We start from the raw sequence: 19,946 nt of genomic DNA on the forward strand, positions 1-19,946 counted from the left end.
TACCGGGGGCGCGGACACCCCCAGGGGGGACATGCCATGGCCCGGACAGGCCTGCGCAGACGCGCCTCGCTGCCGGTATCGCGCTCCGTCACCTGACGTGCCCGCCGGTGGCGGCCTGCTCGTGGCGGGCACGACCTCCGATGCCGGAAAGAGCGTCCTGGTGGCCGGCCTGTGCCGGTGGCTGGCCCGGCGCGGCGTACGGGTCGCGCCGTTCAAGGCGCAGAACATGGCGCTCAACTCGATGGTCACCGCCGACGGCGGCGAGATCGGGCGGGCCCAGGCGATGCAGGCCGCGGCGGCCCGCGCCGAGCCCGAGGCCGCGATGAACCCCGTGCTCATCAAACCGGCCGGGGAGCGGCACTCCCACGTCGTCGTGCTCGGCCGGGCGCACGCCGACGTGGACGCCCTGTCCTACCGCGACCACAAGATGCGCCTGCTCGACGTCGCCCTCGACGCGCTGGACGGCCTGCGCCGCCGCTACGACGTGGTGATCTGCGAGGGCGCGGGCAGCCCGGCCGAGGTCAACCTGCGCGACCGCGACATCGCCAACATGGGCCTGGCCCGCGCCGCCGGCCTGCCCGCGCTGGTCGTCGGCGACATCGACAGGGGCGGTGTACTCGCGCACTTCGCCGGCACCCTCGCCGTGCTCGACCGGCACGACCAGCGGCACATCGCCGGCTTCGTGGTCAACAAGTTCCGGGGCGACCTCGCGCTGCTGCGGCCGGGGCTCGACTGGCTGGCGGAGGCGACGGGCCGTCCGTGCCTCGGCGTGCTGCCGTGGCGGTCCGGGCTCTGGCTCGACGTGGAGGACTCCCTCGACCTCGACAGCCGTCCCGGCCTGCTCACCCCGCCGGTCGGGCGTGAGGTCCTGCGCGTGGCCCTCGTACGGCTGCCGCGCATGTCGAACGTCACCGACGCCGACGCGCTGGCCGCCGAACCGGGGGTGAGCGTGCGCCTGGTCACCACCCCCGCCGAGCTCGCCGACGCCGACCTCGTCGTGCTGCCCGGCACCCGCGCCACCATCGGCGACCTCGCCTGGCTGCGCGAGCGCGGCCTGGACGAGGCGCTGCGCCGCCGCGCCGCCGAGGGCGGCCCGGTGCTCGGGATCTGCGGCGGATTCCAGATGCTCGGCACGGTCATCGACGACGACGTGGAGAGCCGGGCGGGCCGCGTGCCCGGTCTCGGCCTGCTGCCCGCCCGCACGGCGTACGCGCCGGACAAGGTGCTCACGCTCGCGGAGGGCGAGTGGCGGGGCCACGAGGTGGCGGGCTACCGCATCCACCACGGCCGGGTCACGGCGGAGGGCGGCGAGCCGTTCCTCGACGGCTGCCGGGCGGGGGCGGTGTGGGGCACGACCTGGCACGGCCTGTTCGAGCGGGACGGCTTCCGCCGGGCCTTCCTCGCCGAGGTCGCCGCCGTCGCGGGCCGGGCCTGGCTGCCGGGGACCGGCGCGTTCGCCGCGCACCGGGAGGCCCGTCTCGACGCGCTGGGCGACCTCGTCGAGGAGCACCTGGACACCGAGGCCGTGTGGCGGCTCATCGAGCGCGGTGTGCCCACCGGCCTGCCCACCGCCGAGATCACGTTGCGGGAGGACCGCCCATGACGATGCCGCCGACGATGCTGCTGCTGTCCACCGCCGACACCGAGCTGCTCGCCGCCACCCGCGGCGGGGCGGGCTGGCGGGTCGCCAACCCGGCGCGTACGGCCCCCGAGGACGTGCCGGCGCTGCTGGACGGTGTGGACGCCGTCGTCGTCCGGCTGCTCGGGGGCAGGCGCTCCTGGCCCGAGGGGCTCGACGCCGTGCTGGCCGCCGGGCTGCCCACGGTCGTGCTCGGCGGCGAGCAGGCCCCGGACGCCGCGCTGATGGCGATGTCCACCGTGCCGTCGGGGGTCGCGGCCCAGGCCCTCGCCTATCTGGCCGAGGGCGGCCCGGACAACCTGGCGGAGCTGCGGCGCTTCCTGTCCGACACGCTCCTGCTGACCGGCGAGGGCTTCGCGCCGCCCCGGCCCACCCCCGAATACGGCGTGCGGCCCGGCCGCGCCCGCCGGGAGGGCCGCCCGCTGGTCGGCGTGATCTACTACCGGGCGCACGAGCTGTCGGGCAACACGGCGTTCGTCGACGCGCTGTGCGACGCGGTCGAGGCGGCGGGCGCCGACGTGCTGCCGGTCTTCTGCGGGTCGCTGCGCGGGGCGGGCGAGGACCTGCTCGAACTGCTGCGGCCGGTCGACGCGCTGGTCGTGACCGTGCTCGCCGCGGGCGGCGCGGTCGCCGCCGCCGCAAGCGCGGGCGGCGACGAGGACGCCTGGGACGCCGGGGCGCTCGCCGCGCTCGACGTGCCGGTGCTGCAGGCGCTGTGCCTGACCACGCCCCGGTCCGTGTGGGCGGACTCCGACGCGGGCCTGTCCCCGCTGGACGCCGCGATGCAGGTGGCGGTGCCCGAGTTCGACGGCAGGCTGATCGCGGTGCCGTTCTCGTTCAAGGAGGACGGGCCCGACGGCGTGCCGGTCTACGTCGCCGATGCCGAGCGGTGCGCCCGCGTGGCCGCCCTCGCGGTCGCGCACGCCTGGCTGCGTCACGTGCCCAACGGCGGCAAGCGCCTGGCGATCGTGCTGTCGTCCTATCCCACCCGGCATTCCCGGGTCGGCAACGCCGTGGGGCTCGACACCCCCGCCTCCGCCGTCGTGCTGCTGCGGGCGCTGCGCGCGGCCGGATACGACGTGGGCGACGCGCCGGACGACGGCGACGCGCTGATCCACGCCCTGATCGCGGCCGGGGGCCACGACGTGGAGTGGCTCACCGAGGAGCAGATCGAGGCCGCCCCGGCCCGGGTGCCGCTGGAGGCCTACCGGGAGTGGTTCGCGGAGCTGCCCGCCGAGCTGGGCGAGGCGGTGACCGCCCACTGGGGGCCGCCGCCCGGGTCCCTCTACGTGGACGGGACCGACATCGTGCTGGCCGCGCTGCGGTTCGGCAACGTCATGCTCGCCATCCAGCCGCCCCGGGGGTTCGGCGAGAACCCGGTCGCCATCTACCACGACCCCGACCTGCCGCCGAGCCACCACTACCTCGCGGCGTACTGGTGGCTGGCCCGCGAGTTCGGCGCGCACGCCGTCGTCCACCTCGGCAAGCACGGCACGCTGGAGTGGCTGCCGGGCAAGGGGCTCGGGCTGTCGGCGTCGTGCGCGCCCGACGCCACGCTCGGCGCGCTGCCGCTGGTCTACCCGTTCATCGTCAACGACCCCGGCGAGGGCACCCAGGCCAAGCGCCGCGCGCACGCGACCGTCGTCGACCACCTGATCCCGCCGATGGCCAGGGCCGACTCGTACGGCGACCTGGCCCGGCTGGAGCAGCTGCTGGACGAGCACGCGACCGTCGCCGCCCTCGACCCGGCCAAGCTGCCGGCCGTGCGGGCGCGGATCTGGACGCTCATCCAGGCCGCCCAGCTCCACCACGACCTGCACGTGGACGAGCGGCCGCAGGACGCGGAGTTCGACGACTTCCTGCTGCACGTGGACGGCTACCTGTGCGAGATCAAGGACGCCCAGATCCGCGACGGCCTCCACGTGCTCGGCCAGGTCCACACCGGGGAGGCCCGCGTCAACCTCGTGCTCGCCGTGCTGCGCGCCCGCCAGGTCTGGGCCGGCGCCGCCGGGGCGCTGCCCGGCCTGCGCGAGGCTCTCGGCCTGCCTCAGGACGCCGGGACGGCGGAGGTGGACGCGTTCGAGGGCGAGGCGCGGCGGCTGGTCCAGGCCATGGAGGACCACGACTGGAACCCGGCGGCGGCCGGAGCGGTCACGGACGTGCCGGAGGTCGCCCGGGTGCTGCGCTTCGCCGCGGCGGAGGTCGTGCCGCGGCTCGATCGGACCACCGACGAGGTGGCGCACGTGCTGCACGCGCTGGACGGCGGCTACGTGCCCGCCGGGCCGTCCGGGTCGCCCACGCGCGGGCTGGTCAACGTGCTGCCGACCGGCCGCAACTTCTACTCGGTCGACCCCAAGGCGATCCCGTCGCGGCTGGCCTGGGAGACCGGCGCGGCGCTCGCGGCCTCGCTGGTCGAGCGCTACCGTGCCGACACCGGCGAGTGGCCGCGCACGGTCGGGCTGACGGTCTGGGGCACCAGCGCGATGCGCACCCAGGGCGACGACATCGCCGAAATCATGGCGCTGCTCGGGGTGCGGCCGGAGTGGGACGACGCCTCCCGCCGGGTGACCGGCTTCGCGGTGATGACCGCCGAGGAGCTGGGCCGCCCCCGGGTGGACGTGGTGGTGCGCATCAGCGGCTTCTTCCGCGACGCGTTCCCGCACGTCGTGACGCTGCTCGACGAGGCCGTCCGCGTGGTCGCCGCGCTGGACGAGCCCGCCGAGGTCAACCCGCTGCGCGCGCACGTCCACGCCGACCTCGCCCGGCACGGCGACGAGCGCCGCGCCACCAGCCGCGTCTTCGGCTCCAAACCCGGCGCGTACGGCGCGGGCCTGCTGCCGCTCATCGACGCCCGCAACTGGCGCGACGACGCCGACCTCGCCGAGGTGTACGCGGTGTGGGGCGGCTACGCCTACGGCCGAGGGCTGGACGGCCGGGAGGCCCGCACGGACATGGAGGCGGCGTTCCGGCGCATCGACGTGGCGGCCAAGAACCAGGACAACCGCGAGCACGACATCGCCGACTCCGACGACTACTTCCAGTACCACGGCGGGATGGTGGCCATGGTCCGCCACCTGACCGGCACGTCCCCCGCGGCGTACGTGGGCGACTCGCACGTCCCCGACGCGGTGCGCACCCGGACGCTGGGCGAGGAGACGCGGCGGGTGTTCCGATCGCGGGTGGTGAACCCGCGCTGGATCGCGGCGATGCGGCGGCACGGCTACAAGGGCGCGTTCGAGATGGCGGCCACCGTGGACTACCTGTTCGGGTTCGACGCCACGGCCGGGGTGGTGGACGACTGGATGTACGAGTCGCTCGCCGCCTCCTACGTCTTCGACCCGCAGGTGCGCGAGTTCATGCGGGCGTCCAACCCCTGGGCGCTGCGCGGCATCGCCGAACGGCTGCTGGAGGCGGCCGACCGGGGCCTGTGGGCCGAGCCGTCGCCGGAGACCCTCGACGGCCTGCGGGCGACGTACCTGGAGATGGAAGGCGACCTGGAGGCGGGCAAGTGACGGGATACCCCTTTTCCGCGGTCGTCGGGCACGACGACCTCAAGCTGGCGCTGCTGCTCAACGCCGTGTCGCCCGCGATCGGCGGCGTGCTCGTGCGGGGCGAGAAGGGCACGGCGAAGTCGACCGTGGTGCGGTCGCTCGCGGCGCTGCTGCCCGAGGTGGCGGTGGTGGCGGGCTGCCGGTTCTCCTGCGACCCGGCCGCGCCCGACCCGTCCTGCCCCGATGGTCCCCATGAAAGCGGCCTGTCGCCGCGGACGCGCCCGGCCCGGCTGGCCGAGCTGCCGGTCGGCGCGTCGGAGGACCGCGTCGCCGGGTCGCTCGACCTGGAACGGGCGCTGACCGAGGGCGTCAAGGCGTTCGAGCCGGGCCTGCTGGCCGCGGCCCACCGGGGCGTGCTGTACGTGGACGAGGTCAACCTGCTCCACGACCACCTGGTGGACCTGCTGCTCGACGCGGCGGCGATGGGCGTGGCCCACGTGGAGCGCGAGGGCGTGTCGGTCCGCCACGCGGCCCGCTTCCTGCTGGTCGGCACGATGAACCCCGAGGAGGGCGAGCTGCGCCCGCAGCTGCTCGACCGCTTCGGCCTGGCCGTCGAGGTGCGCGCCTCACGCGACCCCGCCGAGCGGGCGGAGGTGGTGCGCCGCCGCCTCGCCTTCGACGCCGGCCCGTCCGGTTTCGCCGCGGCCTACGCCGACGGTGAGCGCGACCTCGCCCTGCGCATCGTGGCGGCGCGCGACCGGCTGCCCGGCGTGGCGCTCCCCGACGCCGCGCTGCGCGGCATCACGGCGGTGTGCGCGGCCTTCGACGTCGAGGGGATGCGCGCCGACCTCGTGATGGCGCGTACGGCCGTCGCCCTGGCCGCGTGGGAGGGCAGGGACGAGGTCACCTCCGACGACGTCCGGGCGGCCGCCCGCCTGGCGCTCCCCCACCGCCGCCGCCGCGACCCGTTCGACGACCCCCGTGACGACCGGGGCCACGGCCTCGACGAGGAACGGCTGGAACAGGCTCTCCGCGAGACCGGCGACACCCCCGGCGACACCCCCGACGACGGGCCGGACGACGACGGCCCGGGCGGCGGGAGCGCGTCCGGCGGTGACGCCGGCGAGGGTGGCGGGTCCGGGGGCGCCGCGGGGTCCCCGCCCGTCCAGCCGGGAGCGCCCTATCGGACCCGGCTCCTCGCACCGGAGGCGGCCGGCCGGGGCGGGCCCGCCGGACGGCGCGGGCGCACCACGGGAGAGTCCGGCCGCACCGTCGGCGCCCGCGTCCCGGCCGGGCGGCTGCGGCTGCTCGACCTGCCGGCCACGCTGGCCGCCGCCGCGCCCCACCAGCGCGGGCGGGGCCGTACCGGTTCCGGTCTCGTGCTGCGCCGCGACGACCTGCGCGAAGCCGTACGCGAGGGACGCGAGTCCAACCTCGTGCTGTTCTGCGTGGACGCCAGCGGCTCGATGGCCGCCCGGGCGCGGATGCGCGCGGTCAAGGGCGCCGTGCTGTCCCTGCTGCTGGACGCCTACCAGCGCCGCGACAAGGTCGGCCTGGTGACCTTCCGCGGCGAGGACGCGACGGTCGCGCTGCCGCCGACCTCCAGCGTCGAGCTGGCCTCCGGCCGGCTGGCCCGGCTGGCCACCGGCGGGCGCACCCCGCTGGCCGCCGGGCTCCACCGGGCGGAACGGGTGCTGGCCGCCGAGCGGCTGCGCGACCCCCGCCGCCGCGCGCTGCTCGTGGTCGTCACCGACGGGCGGCACACCTTCGGCCCCGACCCGGCCGGCGCCGCCCGGCGGCTGGCCGGGGTCGCGAGCGTGGTCGTCGACTGCGAGCACGGCCCCGTACGGCTCGGCCTGGCCGGACGGCTCGCCGCCGCGCTGGGCGGGACCGCGATCCGGCTGGAAGAACTGGCGGCCGATCACCTGGCCGCGGTGGTGCGTGACGTCAGGAAGGTGGCGTAGATGCCGCAGGGCAGGCCGGCGAGCGTGCCGGACGACGGGCTGACCACGCGCGCGCGGCGCAACCGCCCGCTGGTCATCGTGCACACCGGGGAGATGAAGGGGAAGTCGACGGCCGCCTTCGGCCTCGCGCTGCGCGCCTGGAACCAGGGCTGGCCCGTCGGGGTGTTCCAGTTCGTCAAGAGCGCCAAGTGGCGGGTCGGCGAGGAGGCCGCCCTGCGCGCCCTCGGCCGGCTGCACGAGCAGACCGGCGAGGGCGGGCCGGTGACCTGGCACAAGATGGGCGAGGGCTGGTCGTGGATCCGGCGGCCCGGCACCGAGGCCGACCACGCCGCCGACGCCCGCGAGGGCTGGGCGCAGATCAAGCGCGACCTCGCCGCCGAGACCTACGGCCTGTACGTCCTCGACGAGTTCACCTATCCCCTGAAGTGGGGCTGGGTCGACGTGGACGACGTGGTCGAGACCCTGCGCGCCCGGCCCGGCCGCCAGCACGTGGTGATCACCGGCCGCGACGCCGATCCCCGTCTGGTGGAGGCCGCCGACCTCGTGGTGGAGATGACCAAGGTCAAGCACCCGATGGACGCGGGGCAGAAGGGCCAGAGGGGCATCGAATGGTGAACGTCCTCCGGCTCGTCGTCGCCGCCCCCGCCTCGGGCACGGGCAAGACCACCGTGGCCACCGGGCTGATGGCGGCGCTGACCGCGCGCGGCCTGGCCGTCTCGCCGCACAAGGTGGGCCCCGACTACATCGATCCCGGCTACCACGCGCTCGCCACCGGCCGTCCGGGCCGCAACCTCGACGCGTTCCTCGCCGGCGAGGATCTGGTCGCCCCCCTGTTCGCGCACGGCGCGCGCGGCGCGGACGTCGCGATCGTCGAAGGCGTGATGGGGCTGTTCGACGGGCGCGGCTCCTCCGGGCAGGCGTCGACCGCGCACGTCGCCCGGCTGCTGGGCGCGCCCGTGCTGCTCGTGGTGGACGCGTCGTCCCAGTCGGCGTCCGTCGCGGCCCTCGTGCACGGCTTCGCCACCTTCGACACGTCCGTACGGATCGCCGGGGTGGTGCTCAACCGGGTGGGCTCGGCCCGCCACGAGGAGATCCTCCGCGAGGCGCTGCGGCCGCTCGGCATCCCGGTGGCCGGGGTGCTGCCGCGCGACGCGGCCGTCCACGTGCCGTCGCGGCACCTCGGCCTGGTGCCCGCCGCCGAGCGCGACGCGCAGGCGCGGCGGGCCGTGGCCGCCCTCGGGGCCCTGGTGGAGCGGCACTGCGACCTCGGCCTGATCCTGCGCCTGGCGTCGGCCGCGCCTCCGCTGTCCACCACGGCGTGGTCGGCCGCCGACGCGGTGGGGATCCCGGTTCCCGGGCGGCCCGTGGTCGCGGTCGCCGCCGGCGCGGCGTTCACGTTCTCCTACGCCGAGACGGCCGAGCTGCTGAGCGCCGCCGGGGCCGAGGTGGCGTACGTGGACCCGCTGCGGGACGAGGCGCTGCCGCCGGGCACCCGGGCGCTGGTGATCGGCGGCGGGTTCCCCGAGGTCCACGCCGCCGACCTGGCCGCCAACGCGCCGCTGCGGGAACAGGTCGCCCGTCTCGCCGCCCGCGGCCTGCCGATCACGGCCGAATGCGCGGGTCTGCTCTACCTCGCCGCCTCTCTCGACGGCGCGCCCATGTGCGGGGTGCTGCCGGTGGAGGCGCGGATGACCGAGCGGCTGACGCTCGGCTACCGGGAGGCGGTACGGCCCGACGGCACCGTCGTACGCGCCCATGAGTTCCACCGCACCGCCTGCTCTCCGCCTGCCGGGGAGTCCCCGGCGTACGTGCTGCCGAGGCGGGAGGGATTCGTCCGGGGCGGCGTGCACGCCTCCTACCTCCACCCGCACTGGGCGGGCACGCCACGCCTGGCCCGCGATCTCGTGAAGGGGGCTGCCGCATGAGGCCCGTGCTGACGGGGGTGGGCGTCGGCCCGGGCGACCCGGACCTGGTGACGGTGAAGGCCGTGCGCGTGCTGCGCGAGGCCGACGTCGTGGTGGTGCCGGTGGCCGACACCGGCGAGCAGGGCCGCGCCGAGCGGATCGTCCGCGCCCACACCGGGCGCGACGTGCTGCGCCTGGAGTTCGCCCTCACCGACGGGCCGCGCCGCGACGCCGCCTGGGACGCGGCGGGGGCGGCCGTCGCCGCCGCGTACGGGCGCGGGGCGCGGACCGTCGCCTTCGCGACGATCGGCGACCCCAACGTCTACAGCACCTTCACCTACCTGGCCGAGACCGTGCGCGGGCTCGTGCCGGAGCTGGAGGTCCGCACGGTTCCCGGCGTCACCGCCATGCAGGCGCTCGCGGCGAGCAGCGGGACCGTCCTGGTCGAGGGCCGCGAGTCGCTGGCGCTGATGCCCTTGACGGCGGGGCTGGACGCTCTGCGCGGGGCACTCGACGCCCACGACACCGTCGTCGCCTACAAGGGAGGGCGCATGCTGCCGGAAGTGCTGGCCGCCGTCCGCGAGTCCGGCCGCCTGGCCGGCGCGGTGTACGGCGCGTCGCTCGGGCTGCCGGAGGAGGACGTGCGGCCCGCCGCCGGGCTCGATCCGGCCGGGACCGGACCGTACCTGTCCGCGCTGCTGGTCACCCGGGAGCGTACGGGCCGGGGAGGCCGGTTGTGAGCGGGCCTGCTTCGAGGGGCAAGGTCGTTTTCGTCGGCGCGGGGCCGGGCGCGCCCGACCTGCTCACGCTGCGCGGCGCGGCGGCCATCGCGGCCGCCGACATCGTGGTCTGGGCCTCCAGCCTGGTCCATCCCGGCGTGCTCGACCACGCCCGGGCCGGCGCCCGGATCGTCGACTCCGCCGCGGCGCCCCTGGAGGAGGTCGTCGCCCTGTACGAGGAGGCGGCCCGCGACGGGCTGCTCGTGGCCCGTGTGCACTCCGGAGACCCCGCCCTGTGGGGAGCAGTGCAGGAGCAGCTCGACCGCTGCGCCGCGCTCGGGCTGGAGACCGAGGTCGTGCCGGGGGTCTCCAGCTTCACCGCCGTCGCCGCCGCCGTACGGCGGGAGCTGACCGTGCCGGAGGTCGCGCAGTCGGTCGTGCTCACCCGCCTGGAGGGCGGCAAGACGCCGATGCCCGACGGCGAGACCGTGCGGGAGTTCGCCGCGCACGGCACGACGATGGCGCTGTTCCTGTCGGCGGCCCGCTCGGCGCAGCTGCAGCAGGAACTGCTGGCGGGCGGCTACCCGCCGCAGACGCCCTGCGTGGTCGGCTACCGGGTCACCTGGGAGGACGAGCTGGTGCTGCGCTGCCGCCTGGACGAGCTGGCGGCGACCGTGCGCGCCCACCGGCTCTGGAAGCACACACTGGTGCTGGTCGGGCCCGCGCTGGAGGCCCACGGGACGCGCTCGCACCTCTACCACCCGGGCCACTTCCACGGCCACCGCCGCTCCGAGCCCGCGGCGCGGCGCGAGCTGCGAGGCTCGCGATGAGCGATATCCCCGAGCTGCGCGAGCCGGACCTGCCGCGCACGATGCGGGTGCGCAAGCGGGCGCTGCGCACCGGATGGACGACGGGCACCTGCGGCGCCGCCGCCGCGAAGGCCGCCAGCATCGCGCTCGCGCACGGCGACACCCCGCCCACCGTGGACACGCCGCTGCCCGGCGGCGGCCGGGTGACGCTGCCGGTGGACTCCTACGCCGTGGGCGACGCCAGGGCCACGGCCGTGGTCGTGAAGGACGCCGGCGACGACCCGGACGTGACCCATGGCGCACACCTGACCGCGACCGTGTCCTGGCGTCCCGAGGCCGGCATCGAACTGGACGGCGGCGTCGGCGTCGGCGTGGTCACCCGGCCGGGCCTCGGCCTGGAGGTCGGCGGCCCCGCCATCAACCCGGTCCCCCGGGCGCAGATCACCCAGGCCGTCGGCGAGGTTCTGGACCTCGGGCGGCGCGGCGTCCGCGTGGTCATCAGCGTGCCCGAGGGCGAGCGGATGGCCCGCAAGACCACCAACGCCAGGCTCGGCATCCTCGGCGGCATCTCGATCCTCGGCACCACCGGGATCGTGCGGCCGTTCTCCACCGAGTCGTGGCGCTCGTCGGTCCTGCAGGCGATCGACGTGATGGCGGCGCAGGGCGAGCGCATGCTGGTGCTGTCCACGGGCGGGCGCACCGACCGGGCCGCGATGCGGCTGCGGCCCGGCCTGCCCGCCGTGTGCTTCGTCGAGGTCGGCGACTTCACCGGGGCCGCGCTGCGCCGGGCCGCCGACTCGGGACTGACCGACGTGCTGTTCGTCGGCATGGTCGGCAAGCTGACCAAGCTCGCCGCGGGCGTGCTCATGACGCACTACACCCGCTCCAAGATCGACAAGGACCTGCTGGCCGGGGTGACCCGGGAGGCGGGCGGCGACGAGGCCCTGGCCGGGCGGGTCGCCGAGGCGAACACCGCCCGCCACGCCTACGAGCTGTGGGAGGCCGCCGGGCTGCTCGAACCCGCCGGGCGCGTGCTGTGCGCGCGGGTCAAGGACGTGCTGGAGCGGTTCTGCGACGGCGCGCTCACCGCGGCCGTGATCATGGTCGATCCCGACGGGCTCGCCCCCGTCGCCTCCAGCGAGGAGGCCGACCGGTGGTGACGGTGATCGGCGTCGACGGACGTCCCCTCGCCCCGTGGGCCGCCGCGCGGCTGGCCGGGGCGACGCTGGTGGCGGGCGCCGCCCGCCACCTGGACGCGCTGCCCGTGCCCGCCCGGGCCGAGCGCGTCGTGCTGGGGGACGTGGCGGCGGGAGTGCGGGCCCTCGCGGCCCATGACGGCCCGGCCGTCGTGCTCGCCTCGGGCGACCCCGGGTTCTTCGGCCTCGTCCGCCTGCTGCGCGAGCACGGCCTCGGCGTCGAGGTCGCACCCGCCGTCTCCTCGGTCGCGGCGGCCTTCGGACTGGCCGGGCTGAGCTGGGACGACGCCGTCGTGGTGAGCGCGCACGGGCGCGACCCCCGCCGGGCCGTCAACGCCTGCCGGGCGCTGGCCAAGGTCGCCGTGCTCACCGCGCCCGGCGCGGGCCCCGCCGAGATCGGCGCCGCGCTGCGCGGCTGGCCACGCCGGCTCCTGGTCGCGGAGCGTCTCGGCGCCGCCGGACGGCGGGTGACCGAGTGCACGCCCGAGGAGGCCGCGGGGCGGGAGTGGGCCGACCCCAACGTGGTGCTCTGCCTGGTGGATCGGCCGTCTCCGCGCGGCTGGGCGGCGCCGCCACGCCTGACTCCGGAGCGCTGGGCGCTGCCCGAGGAGCGCTTCGAGCACCGCGACAGCATGATCACCAAGGCGGAGGTGCGGGCGCTGGCGCTCGCCCACCTCGGTCCCGGCGTGGGCGACCTGGTCTGGGACCTCGGCTGCGGCAGCGGCTCCGTGGCCGTCGAGGCGGCCAGGTTCGGCGCCGCCGTCGTCGCCGCCGACCGCGACCCCGCCCAGTGCGACCGGACGCGCCGCAACGCCGCCGCGTACGGCGTCGAGGTGCGGGTGGTGCACGGCGAGGCGCCCGGATGCCTGGCCGGGCTGCCCGTCCCGGACGCGGTGTTCGTCGGCGGGGGCGGCGCCGAGGTGGTGGGCCACGTGGCGGGTCTCGGCCCACGGACCGTGGTCGCCGCGCTCGCCGCCGTGGACCGGGTGCCCGCCGTACGTGACGCGCTGCGCGCCGCGGCGTACGACGTGGGCGGCGTGTCGCTGGCGGCGAGCAGGTTCGCGGACCTGCCCGGCGGCGCCACGCGTCTCGCCGCGGCCAATCCGGTCTTTCTCGTATGGGGGCATCGATGACGGTTACCGGACTGGTCACCGCGACGAAGGCGGGCCGGACGGCCGCCGGCCTGCTGGAGCAGGCCTGGCCGGACACCCGGTGGTATCCCGTGGCCGACCTGGCGCGGGCCTGGCGCGAGTGCGACCGCGTCGTGTGCTTCCTCGCGGTCGGCGCGGCCGTGCGGCTGCTCGCGCCGCTGCTGGGCGACAAGCACGACGACCCCGGAGTGGTGTGCGTCGACGAGGCGGGCCGCTTCGCGGTCGCCCTGACCGGCGGCCACGGCGGCGGCGCCAACAGGCTCGCGCACGAGGTCGCCTCCGTGCTGGGCGCCATGCCGGTCGTCACCACCGCGACCGACGCCACCGGCGCCGGCGCGCTCGACACGCTCGGCCTGCCGGTCGAGGGCGACGTCGCCGCCGTGACCCGGGCCATGCTCGACAGCCTGCCCGGTGATCTGCCCGGCGGCGAGGAGGTGACGCTCACCGCCGACGCCACCTGGCCGCTGCCGCCGCTGCCCGTCACCCCGTCGGCCACGCCACGCCCCCCGTGCGTCGTGGTGACCGATCGGGTCGTGGACCCGCCGCGACCGGCCGTCGTCGTCCGGCCGCCGAGCCTCGTCGTCGGCGTCGGCGCGAGCCGGGGCGTCGCCGCCGAGGAGGTCCTCGCGCTGATCCGCGACGCGCTGGCCGAGGCCGGGCTGTCGCCCCGGTCGGTCGTACGCCTGGCCACCGCCGACGTGAAGGCGGACGAGGCCGGCATCGTGGCGGCCGCCCGCGCGCTCGGCGTGCCGCTCGTCACCCACCCCGCCGAACGGCTCGCCGGGGTGGCGGTGCCGCATCCCAGCGAGGTCGTCCGCCGGGCGGTCGGCACCCCCAGCGTGGCCGAGGCCGCCGCGCTGGCCGACGGCGGCGACCTGGTCGTGCCCAAACGCAGGTCGGCGATGGCGACCGCCGCCGTCGCCCGGCTGCGCCCCCGCGGCAGGCTGGCGATCGTCGGACTCGGCCCCGGCGCCCGCGACCTGATGACCCCGCGCGCCGTGGCCGAGGTGCGCCGCTGCGGCCACCTCGTGGGCCTGGACCAGTACGTCGACCAGATCCGTGACCTGCTGCGCCCCGGCACCCGGGTGATCGCCTCAGGCCTCGGCGCGGAGGAGGAACGTGCCCGCACCGCCGTACGGCTGGCCCGCGAGGGGCACGCGGTCGCGCTGGTCGGCAGCGGCGACGCGGGCGTCTACGCGATGGCCGCGCCCGCGCTGGAGTTCGCCGACGACACCTTCGACGTCGTCGGCGTGCCGGGGGTGACGGCCATGCTCGCCGCCGGCGCGCTGCTCGGCGCGCCGCTCGGGCACGACCACTGCGCGATCAGCCTGTCGGACCTGCACACGTCATGGGAGGCGATCGAGCGGCGGGTGCGCGCGGCGGCCGACGCCGACCTCGTGGTCGCCTTCTACAACCCCCGCTCGCGCGGCCGCGACTGGCAGCTTCCCCGGGCGCTGGAGATCCTCGGCGAGCGGCGCGGCCCGGACACCCCGGCCGGCGTGGTGACCGACGCGAGCCGCTCCGGCGAGAGCGTCGCGCTGACCACGCTCGGGGCGCTCGACGTGTCCGCCGTGACGATGCGCAGCCTCGTGATCGTCGGCGCCACGTCCAGCCGGGCCGTGGCGGGCCGCTTCGTGACACCGAGGGGGTACGCGTGGCAGCCCTCTCCTACGTAGTCACCGGCGCGTGCGCCGGTTGCGGCGCCTGCCTGCTCACCTGTCCCGAGCACGCCATCCGGCCCGGCCCCGGCGGCGCGCTGATCGTGCTCGGCTCCCGGTGCACGAGCTGCGGCGAGTGCGCCGAAGTGTGCCCCGTCGACGCCGTGGCGGAGGTGCCGGCTTGAGAAGGGTGCACCCGATCGAAGCCCGGTCGTACGACATCCTGCGCTCGCGCGTGGACACCTCCGGGCTGCCGCCGCTGACCCGGGCCGTGACCGAGCGGGTGATCCACGCGAGCGCCGACCTCGACTACCTCGGCGACCTGGTCGTCTCGGCCGAGGAGGACCTTCGGCGGGCCGCCGCCGCCCTACGCGCCGGCGCCCCCGTCGTCACCGACGTCGAGATGGTCGCCGCGGGCGTCACCGCCGTCACCCCCGTCTGCCACGTCCGCCGGGCCGTCGCCGGGGACGGCCTGACCCGCAGCGCCGCCGCCGTCCGCCTCGCCTACGACGAGGTGGGCCCGGGGGCGGTGTGGGCCGTCGGCAACGCCCCCACCGCGCTGGAGGAGATCCTGCGCCTCGGCGTACGCCCCGCGCTCGTCGTCGGACTGCCGGTCGGCTTCGTCGGAGCGGCCGAGAGCAAGGCGGCCCTGCGCGCGTCGGGACTGCCCGCGGTCAGCAACCGCGGCGAGAAGGGCGGCTCGGCGGTCGCCGCCGCCGCCGTCAACGCACTTCTGTATTGGGAGGATCCCCTATGACCGGCTCGCCGGCGCTGCTCCTCGTCGGTCACGGCACGCGCGACGCGGCCGGTGTCCGCGACTTCCACCTGCTGGTCGAGGAGGTGGCCGCCCGCGCCTCCGTCCCGGTCGCCGGCGGGTTCATCGAGCTGTCCCGCCCGCCTCTGCGCGAGGCGGTCGCCGCGCTCACCAGCGCCGGGCACACCCGACTCGGCGTGGTGCCGCTCGTGCTGGTCGCGGCCGGGCACGCCAAGGGAGATGTGCCCGCCGCGCTCCGCCGGGAGGCGCTGCGCCACCCCGGTCTCGGCTACGCGTACGGCAGGCCGCTCGGGCCGCACCCCACACTGCTCGGCCTGCTGGACGAGCGGCTGGACGCCGTGCTCGACCCGTCCGAGCGCGCGGAGACGACCGTGGTGCTCGTCGGCCGCGGCTCCTCGGACCCGGACGCGAACGCCGAGCACGTCAAGGTCGCCCGGCTGCTGTGGGAGGGACGCGGCCTGGGTGGTGTCGAGCCCGCGTTCATCAGCCTCGCCGATCCCGGCGTCGCGGCCGCGCTGGAGCGGGCCCGGCTGCTCGGCGCCCGCCGGATCGTCGTCCTGCCGTACTTCCTGTTCAGCGGGGTGCTGCCGGACCGCACCGCCGCCCAGGCGCGTGAGTGGGCCACGGCGCACCCCGAGGTCGAGGTGCGCTGCGCCGGCGTCATCGGGCCCGCGCCCGCCCTGGCCGGCCTGGTGCTGGAACGCTACGACGAGGCGCTGCGCGGCGACATCCGGATGAACTGCGACACCTGCCTCTACCGGGTGCCGCTGCCGGGCCACGAGCACCGGGTGGGCGCCGCGCAGCACCCGCACCACCACCCGGACGACCCGGCGCACGTGCACGTCTAGGCCAGCTCCCGCACGAGCGTGGTGAGGGCCGGGCCGAGGGGGGCGTCGAAGGTCATCAGCGCCTCGCCGTCGCCCCGGGTCGGCCCCTGATTGATGATCGCTACGGGGATCGACCGGGCGGCGGCGTGCCGCACGAACCGGTAGCCGGACATGACGGTCAGCGACGACCCCAGGACGAGCAGCAGGCCGGCCCGTTCGGTGAGCGCGTAACACTCCTCGACCCGTGACGGCGGCACGTTCTCGCCGAAGAACACCACGTCGGGCTTGAGCACGCCGCCGCAGCCCTCGCAGTCGACCGTGCGGAACGTCTCGACCTCGTCGGCGCCCAGCACCGCGTCGCCGTCGGGGTTGATCATCGCGTTGATCACTTCTCTGCGGGCGTGCCAGCCGGGATTGGCCGCGCGCAGCCGCCGGTCGAGCGTGTGGCGCGGGGTGCGCCGTCCGCAGGCGAGGCAGCGCACCCGGTGCAGGCTGCCGTGCAGCTCCACGACCCCGTCCGCGCCCGCCGCCTGGTGCAGGCCGTCCACGTTCTGCGTGATGATCCCGGCGACCAGGCCGCGGCGCTGCAGCTCCGCGACCGCGCGGTGACCGGCGTTGGGCGAGGCGTCCACGATGTGACGCCACCCCAGGTGGCTGCGCGCCCAGTAGCGTCTGCGGGCGGCGGCGCTGCTGACGAACGTGTGGTAGGTCATCGGCTCGGCCCTGCGCCTGCGGCCGGTCTCCCCCCGGTAGTCGGGAATCCCGGACTCGGTCGACAGGCCGGCCCCGCTGAGGACCACCACCTCGCCGTCCGCCATGAGATCGGCCAGCATGCCCCACCGCTCGGCGGTCTCCGCGTCGCGCACCACAGTCACGCTTCCATGGTGCCCGACGCGCCGCGCATGTCAGGCCCGGCCCTCCCCCAGCCGTACGTCGAAGATCACTTCGACCTCGTCGCGCAACTTGAGCGCGCCGAAGAAGGCGGAGTAGGGGCGGATCCCCCACTCGGACTGCACGACGGTCGCCCGGCCGCGCGCCCGCCCGTCCGCGAACGCGCCGTCCACCATGACCGGCCGGGAGACCCCCACGATCGTCAGGTCGCCCTCGACGCGGAACGCCTCGGGACCGCCCTCCACCCGCGTCGACCGGAACGTGACCAGAGGGTGCTGGTCCGCCTTGAGGACCTTGTCGCGCATGTTCTTCTCGATCTCGACCCGGTCGGAGTCGGTGAGCGGCTTGACCCCGCCCGTCCCCTCGCGCACCCGCATCGAGGCCACCTCGGCCTCCACCGTCACCCGGCAGCCCGCCGGGTCGTCCGGCGTCACCACCGCCTCGCCACGCCACCGGGTGACCTCGATCGTCAGGTCGTGCCCGGCCTTGGCGCCCAGCCCGGCGCGGCCGGTGAGGACCAGGAGCCTGCCCGACCTCGGTCCCAGCGCGTACGTGCCCGCCTCGACGTCCATTTCATGGGCATTCCCGGCAAACGGGCCGGAGATGTCAGTGCCGGACGCTCAGCTGAAGGTCGACTCTGCCCCCTGGCGGTGATCCACAGCGTGTTCTACCGTGCTCGGAGCCGCATCCTGACGAAAGGCGGAAACAGCGTGGACCAGGACGACAAGGCACTCTCCCTGGCACCCGTCGTGCCGTGCACGGACCTCGGCGCGGCGGTCGAGACGTGGTCGGCCCTGCTGGGGGCCACCCCGACATTCGTGGACGGCGACCGTTGGGCGCAGTTCGACCTGCCGTCGGGGCGACTGGCACTGGCCGGCACCGACCGGACGACGACCGCGCCGTCCGTCATGGTGAAGGTGCCCGACGTCGAGCGCGCCAGGGAGCGCGCCACCGCACTCGGTCTCACGGTCGGCGAGATCGAGCGGGGCCCGCACGAGCACAGGTGCACGGTACGTGGGCCGAACGGCTGGGACGTCGTCTTCTACTCCCCGGTTTGATCACAACCCACCTCCTTTACGTTGTAGATTTCGCGCTGCCGGTCAGCTCGTGCCTGCGGCGCAGCAGCGCCGCCCGCCGGAGGTGGGCGCGCACCACCAGCACCACGGCCACCGCCGCGAACAGACCTCCGACCGCCAGGGCGAGCCACGCCCCCGTGCCTCGTTGCACGGCCACGACGGTCACGATCGCGGTGGTGGCCAGCGAGGCGGCCAGGCCGATCCAGGCGGCGATCACCCGGTCGGCGGCGAACAGCGGAACCCGGCGCGTCAGCAACCACCCGCCGTACCCGGCCCAGGCCAGGCAGAACACCGTGAGCGACGCGAACGCCAGGCGAGTGCGCCCGGGCAGCGGGCCGGGCTCCGACCACCACAACGTGCTCACGAAGACCGCGCCGGCCACGCCGGCCAGTAGCGCCGTCACCGCCCGGATCCGCGTTCTGAGCGACAGCACGGGCGCCAGGCGCTCGATCATGTCCTGCGCCGACTGGCGCGGCTCGTTGTTCATGACGTACGTCCCTTCTCCTCCAGGTGCTCACGCAGCAGGCGACGGGCGCGGTTGAGCCGGGACTTGACCGTTCCGGCCGGGATCCGGCAGACCTGCGCGCATTCGTCGACCGGCAGGTCCTCCAGGTAGAACAGGACGAGGATCTCTCGTTCCAGCACCGGCAGAGCCGACAGCACGTTCACCAGCGCGGCACGGTTCACCATGGCCTCAGCCGGATCCTCGGCGATCCCTTCGCCCGCGATGTCGCCGAATCCCGTGGCCTCCTCGGCCTGGGCGTACTCGTCACGCAGCCGGTCGATGACCGAGCGCCGGGCGATCGTGAACAGCCACGGCGCGAACCGACCGGGTTCCCTGAGCCGGGGCAGGCCGCGGACCACCGCCAGCCAGATTTCCTGACTCACGTCGTCGGCCCGGTCGGCGTCCAGCATGCGCCGCACGTACGTCCACACCGGCATCCGCCATCGATCCAGCAGTTCGGCCAGCGCTCCACGCTCGCCTAGCTGAGCGCGGATCACCAGCAGCTCATCGGTCATCTCGTCCTCCCGTCACCTTGCACAGTCGGGCGAGAAGCCAAGAAGGTTCACGGTTTGCAGCAGGCCGCTCGTTCGGGGCTCATGACCCGTCTCTCACCGGCGCCCCTGGTAGGTGAAGGCCCAGCGGTCTTTGCCTGCCTTGCGGCGGGTGTAGTGGTCGGGGTGTTGGTAGCGGTCGCGGTTGTGGAACTGGCAGGCGGGGCCGAGGAGCTTGAGGTCGGTCAGGCCGCCGGTGCTCCAGTTGTCGGCGTGGTCGATCTGGCACTTGGTGGCGGGCAGGGGGCAGCCGTCGATCCAGCAGGTGGCGTAGCGGGCGAAGACGGCCCGCCGCTGGGCCGGGGTGGCCAGGCGGACCTTGCGGCCCATGTCCAGCACCTGCCCCTCGGCATCCATCACCAGGCGCATGAGGGTGGAGGTGCGGGCCAGGCGGTGCACGCCGGAGACGGGCAGCACCTGCCCGGTCGCCAGCAACAACCCCGGCGCCGTCCCCAACAGTGGACCCAGCAGTGGACCCAACACCGTCCCCAGCAACGTCCCCCACGCCGCGCCCGGCCCCGCCCCCGGCAGCCCTCCGGCCGACGCTCCCGGCTCTGCCCCCGGTGACGCCCCCGGCTCTGCTCCCAGCGCACCGGACCGCGACGCCGGCTCTGGCCTGGACATGCCGGACGGCGTCTCGGTTCCTCGCGGTCCTCCCGGTGGCGTTTGCGGTGCGGTTGCCGATGTGGTGCCGAACCTGCCGCCCGGCTGGTGCCGCGCCATGCCGGAGTGGGCACATCCGCACGCGTCCTGGCCGTGCCAGGGGTGCTCGTGGCCGTCGTCCTCACGC

At 75.7% G+C, this 19,946-nt stretch carries 19 protein-coding genes; 14 read left to right on the forward strand and 5 right to left on the reverse strand.

From position 1 onward, the window contains the following. Positions 1–97 precede the first annotated feature (97 nt). The 13 genes from ACWEQG_RS27820 to ACWEQG_RS27880 are packed head-to-tail and all read left to right on the forward strand — an operon-like array spanning position 98 to position 16,154. Positions 98–1,603 (forward strand): cobyric acid synthase, encoded by a 1,506-nt coding sequence (locus ACWEQG_RS27820; protein ID WP_452289126.1) that lies wholly within the window; start codon positions 98–100, stop codon positions 1,601–1,603. After that, entirely contained in the window at positions 1,600–5,151 is a 3,552-nt protein-coding gene (cobN, locus tag ACWEQG_RS27825) for a cobaltochelatase subunit CobN (protein WP_452289128.1), read from the forward strand. Before ACWEQG_RS27820 ends, cobN begins: the two co-directional genes overlap by 4 nt. Further along, positions 5,148–7,094 carry a putative cobaltochelatase gene (locus tag ACWEQG_RS27830; RefSeq protein ID WP_452289130.1) on the forward strand — a complete coding sequence of 649 codons (1,947 nt, stop codon included), beginning with the start codon at positions 5,148–5,150 and terminating at the stop codon, positions 7,092–7,094. Before cobN ends, ACWEQG_RS27830 begins: the two co-directional genes overlap by 4 nt. Continuing rightward, a complete protein-coding gene (gene cobO / locus ACWEQG_RS27835; protein ID WP_363473424.1) occupies positions 7,095–7,709 on the forward strand; it encodes a cob(I)yrinic acid a,c-diamide adenosyltransferase in 615 nt (204 codons plus the stop codon). Beyond that, complete coding sequence (locus ACWEQG_RS27840; protein ID WP_452289132.1) at positions 7,703–9,019, forward strand: cobyrinate a,c-diamide synthase; 1,317 nt, start codon at positions 7,703–7,705, stop codon at positions 9,017–9,019. The genes cobO and ACWEQG_RS27840 overlap by 7 nt, the downstream gene beginning before the upstream one ends. Continuing rightward, on the forward strand, positions 9,016–9,738 hold the full coding sequence (gene cobI, locus ACWEQG_RS27845; RefSeq protein WP_452289133.1) for a precorrin-2 C(20)-methyltransferase: 723 nt from the start codon (positions 9,016–9,018) through the stop codon (positions 9,736–9,738). Before ACWEQG_RS27840 ends, cobI begins: the two co-directional genes overlap by 4 nt. Further along, the gene (cobM, locus tag ACWEQG_RS27850; RefSeq protein WP_452289135.1) at positions 9,735–10,547 is read left to right on the forward strand and encodes a precorrin-4 C(11)-methyltransferase; all 813 of its coding nucleotides are present in this window, start codon (positions 9,735–9,737) and stop codon (positions 10,545–10,547) included. Before cobI ends, cobM begins: the two co-directional genes overlap by 4 nt. Continuing rightward, on the forward strand, positions 10,544–11,686 hold the full coding sequence (locus ACWEQG_RS27855) for a cobalt-precorrin-5B (C(1))-methyltransferase (RefSeq protein ID WP_452289137.1): 1,143 nt from the start codon (positions 10,544–10,546) through the stop codon (positions 11,684–11,686). The genes cobM and ACWEQG_RS27855 overlap by 4 nt, the downstream gene beginning before the upstream one ends. Continuing rightward, positions 11,680–12,855 carry a precorrin-6y C5,15-methyltransferase (decarboxylating) subunit CbiE gene (gene cbiE / locus ACWEQG_RS27860; protein ID WP_452289139.1) on the forward strand — a complete coding sequence of 392 codons (1,176 nt, stop codon included), beginning with the start codon at positions 11,680–11,682 and terminating at the stop codon, positions 12,853–12,855. The genes ACWEQG_RS27855 and cbiE overlap by 7 nt, the downstream gene beginning before the upstream one ends. Continuing rightward, positions 12,852–14,549: a precorrin-3B C(17)-methyltransferase gene (gene cobJ / locus ACWEQG_RS27865; protein WP_452289141.1), complete on the forward strand. Its 1,698-nt coding sequence runs from the start codon at positions 12,852–12,854 to the stop codon at positions 14,547–14,549. The genes cbiE and cobJ overlap by 4 nt, the downstream gene beginning before the upstream one ends. Continuing rightward, positions 14,528–14,716: an ATP-binding protein gene (locus tag ACWEQG_RS27870; protein WP_452289142.1), complete on the forward strand. Its 189-nt coding sequence runs from the start codon at positions 14,528–14,530 to the stop codon at positions 14,714–14,716. The genes cobJ and ACWEQG_RS27870 overlap by 22 nt, the downstream gene beginning before the upstream one ends. Then, positions 14,713–15,288, forward strand: coding sequence for a precorrin-8X methylmutase (locus ACWEQG_RS27875; RefSeq protein WP_452289144.1), 576 nt, complete (start codon positions 14,713–14,715; stop codon positions 15,286–15,288). Before ACWEQG_RS27870 ends, ACWEQG_RS27875 begins: the two co-directional genes overlap by 4 nt. Next, on the forward strand, positions 15,285–16,154 hold the full coding sequence (locus ACWEQG_RS27880) for a sirohydrochlorin chelatase (protein WP_452289146.1): 870 nt from the start codon (positions 15,285–15,287) through the stop codon (positions 16,152–16,154). The genes ACWEQG_RS27875 and ACWEQG_RS27880 overlap by 4 nt, the downstream gene beginning before the upstream one ends. Here ACWEQG_RS27880 and ACWEQG_RS27885 read toward each other — a convergent pair. Next, entirely contained in the window at positions 16,151–16,966 is an 816-nt protein-coding gene (locus tag ACWEQG_RS27885; protein ID WP_452289175.1) for an NAD-dependent protein deacetylase, read from the reverse strand. The genes ACWEQG_RS27880 and ACWEQG_RS27885 overlap by 4 nt on opposite strands. A 72-nt stretch (positions 16,967–17,038) precedes the next feature. Beyond that, positions 17,039–17,596, reverse strand: a complete 558-nt coding sequence (locus ACWEQG_RS27890; RefSeq protein WP_452289148.1) for a YceI family protein — start codon at positions 17,594–17,596, stop codon at positions 17,039–17,041. Positions 17,597–17,734: 138 nt separating this feature from the next. Here ACWEQG_RS27890 and ACWEQG_RS27895 point away from each other — a divergent pair, with 138 nt between their 5' ends. Continuing rightward, positions 17,735–18,082: a VOC family protein gene (locus ACWEQG_RS27895; RefSeq protein ID WP_452289150.1), complete on the forward strand. Its 348-nt coding sequence runs from the start codon at positions 17,735–17,737 to the stop codon at positions 18,080–18,082. A 16-nt stretch (positions 18,083–18,098) separates the two neighbouring features. Here the strand turns inward: ACWEQG_RS27895 and ACWEQG_RS27900 are convergent, their stop codons facing one another. The 3 genes from ACWEQG_RS27900 to ACWEQG_RS27910 all read right to left on the reverse strand — a co-directional run bounded on the left by ACWEQG_RS27900 (position 18,099) and on the right by ACWEQG_RS27910 (position 19,612). Continuing rightward, complete coding sequence (locus ACWEQG_RS27900) at positions 18,099–18,587, reverse strand: hypothetical protein (protein WP_452289151.1); 489 nt, start codon at positions 18,585–18,587, stop codon at positions 18,099–18,101. Beyond that, entirely contained in the window at positions 18,584–19,120 is a 537-nt protein-coding gene (locus ACWEQG_RS27905) for an RNA polymerase sigma factor (RefSeq protein ID WP_452289153.1), read from the reverse strand. The genes ACWEQG_RS27900 and ACWEQG_RS27905 overlap by 4 nt, the downstream gene beginning before the upstream one ends. A gap of 93 nt (positions 19,121–19,213) precedes the next feature. Next, positions 19,214–19,612, reverse strand: coding sequence for a DUF222 domain-containing protein (locus ACWEQG_RS27910; RefSeq protein ID WP_452289155.1), 399 nt, complete (start codon positions 19,610–19,612; stop codon positions 19,214–19,216). Positions 19,613–19,946 lie beyond the last annotated feature (334 nt).

It is taken from the genome of Microbispora sp. NPDC004025, assembly GCF_053604425.1.